This window comes from uncultured Phocaeicola sp., from assembly GCF_948499155.1.
Lineage (GTDB): Bacteria > Bacteroidota > Bacteroidia > Bacteroidales > Bacteroidaceae > Phocaeicola > Phocaeicola faecalis.
The window spans coordinates 219602-229327 of record NZ_CAOOSE010000004.1; the positions used below are offsets into that span (position 1 = coordinate 219602).

Genomic DNA, 9726 nt, shown 5'->3' on the forward strand with positions numbered 1-9726 from the left:
TAATTAGTGGTCGTTTCGCTTTGTTTGCGAAGCTGGGGAGGAAGAGGAGGTGTCTTCTTTTTCCTCTTTTTTATGGGCTCTTTTCCACAAGAACCAACGGAACAGGTCATTCCACTTATCGAAATCTTTTTTATACATGATACCGATACCTTGTGTGGTCAGGGTTGATTTAGTGAAATAGCGGTCGTTGGTCTGATTGTATCCTCGTAAACGGAAGTCGCCGTTTTTGGTCAGCAGCCAAATGGCTTCAAAATCACCCACGAAGTTGGTGTTTGCCATTGCATTGTCCTTATAACCAAAATTGCCGTTGATAATCAGTCGGTTATTCAATAATCTGCCGGAAAGGACAGCTTCGGCTTCTACGTCTGTCCATCCTTTGTCTCCTGTGCTCAGGTTGGCGCCGATATTCCAGTTCTTATTGTCCATCCATTGGGAGAGCATATTATTGAGCTGACCGGATAATGTGCTGAAAGCTAATGAACTGGTGGCATTGGAGGACTGGTCGTTGTTGGCATAATCGTAGGTGTAGAACTTACCGATCCCCAACAGATAAATGATTTGTGTATTCATTTGCTCTTCTGTGCTGGTGATGCTGCGCACCACATCGCGGTCCTCTTCCTTGACAGTCGGTAAGTCCAAGTCAAATTTAATATCGGGACTGGACAAGTTTCCGGTCAGGTTCATCAGGCAATTGACTTTCACGGTGCTTTGTCCCTGTGAAAGAGAAGTGTCGATACCTAAATCACTCAATGAGGCGGAGTTTACTGTATAGATTGCCTGGAGGTCCAGATTGGCCTGATAGGGGTCACCCGTGAAAGTGACTGTGCCGCCAGACTTCAATGTAAAATCTTTGCGAATCACTTCCTGCATGCTGAGCTTATACATTCCCTGGTCGATAATGTAGTTGCCGAACATCTTAAAGTCTCCTTTATTAAAGTAGTTCACCTGCAGATTTCCGTTGCCTGTCGCTGTAATATTGTCTCCTGCCACCGGGTCCATCACGATTTTCATGGTAGCATTGGGAGTAGCGTTAATCAGCATATTGATGCGCAAATCCATGGGAGGGCCTTCTTCCTCTTTTTCTTTCTGCACGTTCGAGTGATGATACAGATTGGTTTCCACATTATCATGGATACGTTTGGGGGTCTTGTCCACAAAGGTGATGAACTGGGTATTGGTAGCCTCTGTCGTGATACCTGTGATATAAGTAAAAGAGGTGTTGCGTCCTGTTGTCAGTGAGGCATCTACGGTCATGGCGTTGTTTCCTCCGTCCAATATGACGCTTCCCGAACCGTACACTCTGCCGTAGAAGGGCATATCGCCGGCTTCGTGGGTGTCATACATCAACAGATTATTGCCGCTGATATTAAAATGATACATCAGGTTCTTTAGTTTGGTGTGATGCAGATAGCCATTGACTATTCCACTGTTTCCTTCACGGTCGTACACGTGTACGTCGGTAAACAGTAGTTGCCCGGAGGAGATATGCACCGAATCATTGCGTATTTGGAAATAGGTATTCAGTACATCAATCTTGGTATCTATATTGGCACGTGCCTCTCCTTCCAAATCCAGATGCTTGAAGTCTCCATAGAGTCTGATATGACCGTTGACACGTCCGGTTAAATCGCTGAATATGCCTTCTACAAAGGGTTGGATGAGTCCGATGTTGGTACTGTCCGCTTTAATCATCAGGTCCAGCCCTTTCATTTTCGGAGATACATATCCTGTGACATGCGTAGCCGAGATGCCTTCTTCCGCAATCTTTGCATCAAGACGCACTCCACCCAGCTCCGCATCCCATACACCTGTGATATCAGCTTCACCCAATAGTGCTTTATTCAGGCAGAAATTATGTACATTGAGCCTGGTGTGCATGGCAGGTTCTTTCATCACCCCTTTCAGGTTGACCATTCCGGTGACCAGGCCGTTGAATGCTACATCGTCAAAATGCACTATATCCAGTACATATTCCAAATTGATATTCTTTAAATCGATACGGCAGGAGTCTTCCTTGCTCTTTGTCAATTTGCCGTCAATACGTAAATGCTGGTCTTTATGCTCAAACAAAAAGTTGTCAATATAGACACGTCCGGAGTCTACGGCGATATGCGAAGGATGTATATTCCAAATCGTATCGTTCAACACTACCTTTGTGGGCTTGATATTGATGTCAGCCTGTAAGATGGGGTGTTTTCCTTCTGTCTTATAGAATTGGGTCACTGCAGCGAATTTACCTCCATAAGTGACGTTTGTGTTATTTCCCCAATTGACGGTTGTCTCCAGCCGGTCGTTTTTGGCTTGGGTGTCGACGGTAAGGTTTACCATTGCACCACTGTTCATCAGCATACCGGTTCTGAGGGAACATTTGAACCAGTCTGACGGATTTTCGCAGATGAGTACCCCCGAGTCATAATGGGTGCCGTTATATTTGAAAGCCGGGAAATGCCCTTCGACGCGCAGCTTTTCTTCACGGTCGTTGAAATATCCTCTGACGGAGGCGGGGAATTCTAGTTCCAACGGTAGCTGAAAGAGCTTTTGAAAGAATTCCGTATTGTCTACTCTGATGTCGAAATTGAAGTTATTGTGAGGAACCGGCATATTTTCGTTCAGCGTGAGCAGGGAAGGGATGTAGCGTTGAACGGTTTGTAATATACTGGCCGGAATTGTGTTATAAGAATAATCTCCGCGTATGACGGCCGTCATGAACGAGGAAAGTACTTGCAATTCCTTTTGTCCTTCTACCTGTCCTGCTGTAATGGTAAGGTTGTCAAGGAAGTAGTTATTCCCTTCGGGAGCGTTCATTAGCAAGCTGTCCAAACGGATTCTTCCGTTCATATCGTCGATGGACTTTCCGGTAAAGTCTGCTGTCAGGTTCAGGGAAATGTCCGTATCTTTATATTTATCGGATAAATGAAGGTTGTTCGGCCTGAAGTTTCTGAGGGCGGCCTTCAAGTTGAATTCGGGTATGGCACATGCCACATTGAAGCTACCGTCTATCTGAACGGAGCCGTTGTCATCATCCATTGCCAGCTTACCATTGAACCCTCCGTCTTTATACACGCCGTCCAGGGCTATATTCTCATATTTATATTGGCTGTATTCGAACGAAGAAATAGTTCCTTTGATATAAGATTCGGGATAGTGGTTTTTGTAGTTGAATCCTTTCAGTTCCACGTTGAAGTCCGCTGTACCGAATTTCTTTTCGTTGTCAAGCAGTTTACCCACATTCAGGTCGGCGCTGGCGATGCTTCCCGAATAGGTACGGTTTTGCTGTTCGTCGATGCTCATCATTACATCGGCTTTCACTGTACCTACACCTGTACGCAGAAGTCCCGTTACAATCAAATCATGAAGGTATCCGGTGGCGTCACCGCTAAAACGTACATACTCCAACTGCTGAAACAGAGGGGGCACTTTTCCTGCCACATTGCTCATCACGGTGCTGATGCCTTCTTTATTCAGATTTACGTTTGTCAGCTTGCCCATGATATACATATTTCTTCCCGCATCCCAGTCGGCTACGGATGCTTCTCCGTTAATCATCAGGCTGTGGTTGTCGGTCAGCCGCAGGGTAGGGCAGTCTATATTTTTCCCTTTGCCGGAGAAATCCATGTTGAAATGTAACGGAGTCTCGAATTTGGCCAAAGCCGGAACAAAAGGGGCTATATCTTTTAGCACGACAGAGGCGTTGACCCGCCCTTGATATTGCACGTTGGCTGTCAGTCTGGGAAGATTCGGCAAACTGTCGTAACGCATGGAAAGGCTGTCAATGCTTAAAGCAGAATTCGAAAGTTCGAGGGAGAAATCCTTTATATTCAGTCGCTTATTGTTGGCAGTGACTCTCATTGAGAACTTCTGTAGAGCGAAACCGCATTGTTCTTCAAAGCTCAGACGACGGATAGAGGCGTTCAACGAGTCATTGCGAAGCGCTTTCAGTGAAACGGTAGCTGCGAAATTCTTCACGGCAAGGTGACTGGTGTTGAACTGTCCGGGTGTCTCGGGTTCGGACAAGACATCATACGTGATACGTCCGCGCCTTATCAATAAAGAGTTGATGCGCAAGTCCAGATTCGTCTGTGTCTTCACCGTGTCTTTGGATGCAAAGGCATCCAGCACAAATTGGTAGTTAGGGGGGGACTGAGGTGTTTCCCGCTTCATGTGGGCCGAGAAGCCGAAAAGCTGGACGCTGGTAATGGTGATTTTCCCTTTCAGCAGGGGGAGTATTTCAAATTTGGCGGACAGACGCGCCACTTTCAGCATTTCCGTGCCTTGGCGGTCTTCCAGCAATACATCTTCTACAATGATACGGTTCAGCAGCCCCATGTCGATTCTTCCCACAGAAACTTCCGTATTGAGCACCTTACGCAACTCTCTCCCCACTATAAATGACAGTTTGCCCTGAACGTATGGAATGTTCAGAAGCACAATTATCCCCAGATAAACCCCAAAGAGAATACCTAGCAATATGCGGACTGTGTATTTAAGACTTTTACTTGATATCATTGCTTATTTTGGGCTAACAAAGGTACGAAATACGTCCGAAGTAGCCCAAAATAAACTTGGATTTTTACTTGTTTTTATGCAATCTTTTCAACTCAAACGAGAAAATGACACGGAAACAACCGATAATGAGGAAAGTAATGGACAGCATATAGAGCACAGTGACAGCTCCGAGGCCCGGTTGCCAAATGATAGCCATGGAACACAAAATGGCCAGAATGCCGAAGACCAGATACCAGCCCCAGTCTTTGGTGCCATAGCGTTTCAGGTCGGTGGAGTAACCGCAAAGGGTGAATCCTCTGAACATGAGCCAGAATGCGACGATAAACGGAATCAGTTCCATGCTTACCAACGGATAGAATACCAGGTAGATACCTATCAGCAAGTCAATGATACCGCCTGCCAGATACCATCCCCAACTGTTGATAATCTTCTTGTTGCCGACGGCAAAGAAGATTTCGAGGATACCGCTGACCAGAATTGAAATACTGAAAATGACACTCAGTGCCACATAACTGCTCACGGGAGCGAACAAAAGGCATAATGCTACTGCAATGTAAAGCAGTCCCAGCAATAGGGACATCCACCAGTTCTTTACGGCGTAGCCCAAGCCACCAACTAATTCATTCATATTTGTTAAGTTTTAGGTTATAATTTCAACTAATAACGCCCCCTATACGAAAATGTTTGCCCATAAATACAAAAAAAGTATTTAAATAGCTGCACCTGACTTTTAGAACTCAAAAAATATTCCGAACTTTGCACGGTGAAAGCAAAAAGGTTTGCTTTATTAGCATTTTGAATAAAAACTGAATAAAAAAAGAATGAAAGATAACAGAATTCCTTCTCCGTTTATTTCTTTGTTACCTGTATTTGTGCTTATTCTATTATTGTTTGCCACCATCCGTGTCTTTGGCAGCGATGCATTGGCAGGCGGAAGTCAGGTTTGCCTTCTTACGGCCACGGCTGTTTGCGTATTGGTAGGGATGGCCGGATATCGAAGGGCGTGGAAAGACTTTGAACTGGCTATTACAAACAATATAGCCGGAGTAAGTACGGCACTGATTATTTTGCTGATTATCGGTGCCTTGTCGGGGGCATGGATGATTAGCGGTGTGGTTCCCACATTGATTTACTATGGCATTCAGGTGATACACCCCCACTTTTTTCTCGTGTCTACCTGTGTGATTTGTGCCATTGTCTCAGTCATGACCGGCAGCTCGTGGACCACAATAGCCACAATCGGCATTGCACTGATGGGAATCGGCAAAGCACAAGGTTTCAGCGAAGGCTGGATAGCGGGCGCCATCATTTCGGGTGCCTATTTCGGCGACAAGGTATCCCCGCTGTCGGATACCACTATCTTGGCGTCTTCCGTGACAGACACACCGCTGTTTACACACATACGCTATTTGATGATAACCACTATTCCGTCATTGGTCATCACATTGATAATTTTCACTGTTGCCGGGCTGTCCCATGAGGCGACAGACACAGGCCATATTGCCGAATATATGCAGGCACTCGACTCCAAATTCAATATTTCCTGGTGGCTGATGATTGTCCCCATCGTAACGGGAGTCCTGATTGCCCGCAAGGTTCCTTCAGTCATAACTTTGTTCATCTCCACCACATTGGCTGCCATCTTTGCACTTATCTTCCAACCGGACTTGCTGTGCGAGATAGCAGGGCAGGGGCAGGCCGGACTTACTGCACTTTTCAAAGGAGGCATGGGCATGCTCTTCGGCGGCACCCAACTGGAGACAGGCAGTGCGGAGATAAACGAACTGGTAGCCACCCGCGGAATGTCGGGGATGATGAACACCATTTGGCTGATTGTCTGTGCCATGTGCTTTGGAGGAGCTATGACGGCAGGAGGCATGCTGGGCAGTATCACTTCTGTATTTGTCCGCTTCACCAAGAGACGTGTAGGAATGGTATCTTCTACCGTTGCGTCGGGATTGTTCCTCAATTTGGCAACTGCCGACCAATACATCTCCATTATTCTGACCGGAAATATGTTTAAGGATATTTATGCGGCAAACGGGTACGAAAGCCGGTTGCTGAGCCGTACCACCGAAGATGCCGTTACAGTCACATCGCCACTTATTCCTTGGAATACTTGTGGCATGACTCAGGCAACTATTCTGAGTGTGCCCACACTCACCTACCTTCCGTATTCATTCTTCAATCTGATTAGTCCGCTGATGAGCATCACGGTGGCAGTTGCCGGTTATAAGATAAAGAAGAAAATAGCCGGCTAAAACCTCATTGCGTCAGCATTGAAACGACAGATGTATTTCAATCCGTTTCAGACGGATTTTTATGTTCGTCACATGTGTTTTTAAGCGTATATTGTTGTTGTCTATTAGAGAAAAAATGTAACGCTACAAATATTTTCTTTGCACAGCCATTGCAGGACCAAATAAAAGTATTACTTTTGCAATTGATATGACCTCCCACGCTTCCCATAGAACAGCGCACCCGGGGAGGTCTTCGAGTTTTTATATAGTAGCTTCTAATAGAATTGACTGATAAAATTGATTATACAAAGAAGCCGTTGAACCTCGCCGAGCAAGTTGCACGGCTAAAACAACGGGGGCTTGTTTTTGATGATGAAAGCGAAGCAACCGCTTATTTGTTTAATGTCAGCTACTACCGACTTCGTGCTTACACTTATCCGTTTCAAGAGAACGGTGAGGATTCCAATCACAACTTCACTCGTAAAGATATTCACTTCAAAGACATCATCGACCTTTATTGTTTCGACCGCAGATTGCGTTCTCTCGTTTTCAATGCCATTGAAAAGATTGAAGTTGCAGTACGCACGAAGATTGTACAAGTCTATGCCGAAAGCACAGGTAACAGCCATTGGTACGATGACGAAGCTTTATATCGTTTCGGATATGCTGACTTAATGGAACATATTAATGCTGATGTCAAACGTAGCAACGAAGATTTTATCAAGCATTACAATTCAAAATACGACAATCCTTTGATGCCGCCAAGTTGGATGGCACTCGAAGTTGTGTCGTTTGCTACATTGAGCCGTTTATTCCAAGCCTTAAAGTTAGATAACCATAAAGAATACATTACCGAACAATTTGGGTTGAAAAAAGTGGCAATATTGGAAAATTGGCTACATGCTATTTCCAACCTTCGCAACTGTTGTGCCCACCATAGCCGAGTGTGGAATCGCCGTTTTATGGTTAGTGTAACCTTACCGTACAATACCCTTTACCCATTTATGGATAGAACTACAATAGGACAAATACGCACGAACAAATTGTTTGCCATACTTTCTTGTATTGCATATATCCTTGACATTATTAGTCCCGGAAGCGACTTCAAAAAGAATATCAAGAAATTACTCAAATCTGATTGCCGCTTGCTCGAACTCAAAGATATGGGATTTCCCCAATATTGGCAATCGATTCCCATTTGGCGGGAAAAATAGCAAACTTTGTGTTTTTTACGCTATAAAATAGTTTATTCCCGCGAACTTGGATTGAATCCTGACAAACTGGGGAAAATATTTGCTATATTCCCAATATTGCCTACCTTTGTACATGAGTTATTGGAGACTATGCAAAGCAGTGTAACCCGAAGCAGGACTTCCATAGCCAAATCGTTACCTGCATCTTATAAGCTCTATATATTCACTTTATATTCAGAGAATTACATTAAAACATATTGTTCTATATGAAGAAACACATCACTTTTGCCTTGCTTTTTGCGGCAGCATTGACCGCGCAGGCACAACAAGGAGGCATTTCAAGCGAGATGCTGAATCAAATCAGACAGAGTTATCAGGCCACTCCCGCAGACAAGGCAATCCGCAATGCCTTAGGCGGAACAAGTATCAATACCTTGGCGCTCAATCAGGAAAACCAGGCAGGATTTGACACTCATTTCTCTCATAAAGTCTTATCGAAAGGCATTACCAATCAACGCTCGTCAGGACGTTGCTGGCTGTTTACGGGGCTGAATGTACTTCGCAGTCAGATGATAGCCAAATACGGACTGGATGAAATGGAATTCTCGCAGAATTACTGCTTCTTCTATGACCAGTTGGAAAAATCGAATCTTTTCTTACAGGGAATCATTGATACGCGTGAAAAACCGATGAGCGACAAGATGGTGGAATGGCTCTTCAAGAATCCCTTGAGCGATGGAGGACAATTTACTGGTGTATCGGATATTATAGGTAAGTATGGACTTGTGCCGAAGAGCGTGATGACAGAGACTTTCAGCAGTGACAACACCGGGAAAATGAGTAATCTGATAGGACTGAAACTGAAAGAATTCGGCTTACAACTCCGTGAGGCTGCCGCTGCCGGAGCCAAGCCTGCCGAACTGGAAAAGAAAAAAACTGAAATGCTCGCTACGGTCTATCGCATGCTGGTGCTGACACTCGGCGAACCGGTGTCTACATTCACTTGGAGCTTGAAGGGAGGCGAAGCGAAAGAATATACTCCGCTGTCGTTCTACAAGGAATTTCTGGGCAATGACCTGACCGACAACTACGTGATGCTGATGAATGACCCCAGCCGTGAGTTTTACAAATGCTACGAGATAGACTATGACCGCCACCGCTATGACGGAAAGAACTGGACCTATGTCAATCTGCCCATAGAAGATATCAAAGAGATAGCTGTCGCTTCCATCAAAGACAGCACGATGATGTATTTCTCTTGCGATGTGGGTAAGTTTTTGGACAGTAAACGCGGACTGTTGGACCCCGACAATTATGATTACGAGTCATTGATGGGGACGACTTTCGGCATGGATAAGAAACAACGTATCCAGACATTTGCCAGTGGCAGCAGCCATGCCATGACGCTGATGGCAGTGGACTTGGACAAAGCCGGGAAACCGAAAAAATGGATGGTGGAAAACAGTTGGGGGAGCACCAACGGATACAAAGGCCATCTCATCATGACGGATAAATGGTTTGATGAATATATGTTCCGTGTGGTGGCTGAAAAGAAATATGTCCCTGCCAAAGTGCTGGATATTCTCAAGCAAAAACCGATTCGTCTGCCGGCATGGGACCCGATGTTTGCGAACGAAGAATAAAAAACAGCTGCAAATTCAGTTGCCGATTCAGCAAATTCAGTTGCTGAATCAGCAATTCCAGTTGCAAATTTTGCAACGCGAATGTATACCCATCCGGATGGTTTCCCCCTTCCGGGGGATCTCCTTCGGAGAATATATATTATA

The 9726-nt window shown here is 45.1% G+C and carries 5 protein-coding genes; 3 read left to right on the forward strand and 2 right to left on the reverse strand.

The window, feature by feature from the left end:
• Positions 1–3: 3 nt before the first annotated feature.
• Positions 4–4506 (reverse strand): translocation/assembly module TamB, encoded by a 4503-nt coding sequence (locus QYT14_RS05525; protein ID WP_288324394.1) that lies wholly within the window; start codon positions 4504–4506, stop codon positions 4–6.
• A gap of 64 nt (positions 4507–4570) precedes the next feature.
• Positions 4571–5134, reverse strand: coding sequence for a DUF308 domain-containing protein (locus QYT14_RS05530; RefSeq protein ID WP_237037816.1), 564 nt, complete (start codon positions 5132–5134; stop codon positions 4571–4573).
• 193 nt (positions 5135–5327) lie between these two features.
• On the opposite strand from QYT14_RS05530, the gene QYT14_RS05535 reads away from it, so the two are divergent.
• The 3 genes from QYT14_RS05535 (at position 5328) to QYT14_RS05545 (ending at position 9582) form a co-directional block, all read left to right on the forward strand.
• Entirely contained in the window at positions 5328–6767 is a 1440-nt protein-coding gene (locus tag QYT14_RS05535) for a Na+/H+ antiporter NhaC family protein (RefSeq protein WP_288324395.1), read from the forward strand.
• A 263-nt stretch (positions 6768–7030) separates the two neighbouring features.
• Entirely contained in the window at positions 7031–7960 is a 930-nt protein-coding gene (locus QYT14_RS05540; protein WP_237037814.1) for an Abi family protein, read from the forward strand.
• A 245-nt stretch (positions 7961–8205) separates the two neighbouring features.
• Positions 8206–9582 carry a C1 family peptidase gene (locus QYT14_RS05545; protein WP_237037813.1) on the forward strand — a complete coding sequence of 459 codons (1377 nt, stop codon included), beginning with the start codon at positions 8206–8208 and terminating at the stop codon, positions 9580–9582.
• Positions 9583–9726: the final 144 nt, after the last annotated feature.

Coding starts and splice junctions, on each gene's coding strand:
- QYT14_RS05535 (WP_288324395.1), top strand. CDS start 5,328: ATGAAAGATAACAGAATTCCTTCTCCGTTTATTTCTTTGTTACCTGTA.
- QYT14_RS05545 (WP_237037813.1), top strand. CDS start 8,206: ATGAAGAAACACATCACTTTTGCCTTGCTTTTTGCGGCAGCATTGACC.
- QYT14_RS05525 (WP_288324394.1), bottom strand. CDS start 4,506: ATGATATCAAGTAAAAGTCTTAAATACACAGTCCGCATATTGCTAGGT.
- QYT14_RS05530 (WP_237037816.1), bottom strand. CDS start 5,134: ATGAATGAATTAGTTGGTGGCTTGGGCTACGCCGTAAAGAACTGGTGG.